Source organism: Streptomyces alanosinicus, assembly GCF_014650595.1.
GTDB classification, from domain to species: Bacteria; Actinomycetota; Actinomycetes; order Streptomycetales; family Streptomycetaceae; genus Streptomyces; species Streptomyces alanosinicus.
Genome location: NZ_BMVG01000161.1, coordinates 1 through 682, shown reverse-complemented (window position 1 = coordinate 682; position 682 = coordinate 1). Strand labels below are relative to the sequence as shown.

Here is a 682-nt window from a genome sequence, read left to right as displayed (position 1 = left end):
GGCTGTCTCGTTCGTGACCAACACGAACTGGCAGTCGTACTACGGCGAGCAGACCATGGGTCACGTCGTGCAGACCGCCGGTCTGGCCGTGCAGAACTTCGTCTCCGCCGCGGTGGGTATCGCCGTCGCGGTCGCTCTCGTCCGTGGTTTCGCGCGCTCGCGCACCGGTGAGCTGGGCAACTTCTGGTCCGACCTGGTGCGCGGCACGCTGCGCATCCTGGTGCCGGGTGCCGCGGTCGCCGCGGTGATCCTGGTCGCCTGCGGTGTGATCCAGAACTTCTCGGGTATCCATGAGGTCGGTCAGTTCATGGGTGGGTCGCAGCAGTGGAACGGCGGCGCGGTGGCCTCGCAGGAGGCGATCAAGGAGCTGGGTACGAACGGCGGCGGTTACTTCAACGCGAACTCCGCCCACCCGTTCGAGAATCCGACGCCGTTCACGAACCTGTTCGAGATCTTCCTGATCCTGGTGATCCCGTTCTCGCTGACCCGCACTTTCGGTGTGATGGTCGGCAACGTGAAGCAGGGGTACGCGATCCTTGCCACGATGTTCACCATCTGGCTGGGCTTCACCGTGCTGATGATGTGGAGCGAGTTCGCCCACCACGGCGCGGCGCTCCAGGCGGCCGGTGGTGCGATGGAGGGCAAGGAGGTCCGGTTCGGGGTCGGCTCCTCGTCGATCTTC

At 65.4% G+C, this 682-nt stretch carries 1 protein-coding gene; it reads left to right on the top strand.

The window, feature by feature from the left end:
* On the top strand, positions 1-682 hold a 682-nt coding region (locus IE277_RS46785), incomplete at both ends, for a potassium-transporting ATPase subunit KdpA (protein ID WP_189960231.1).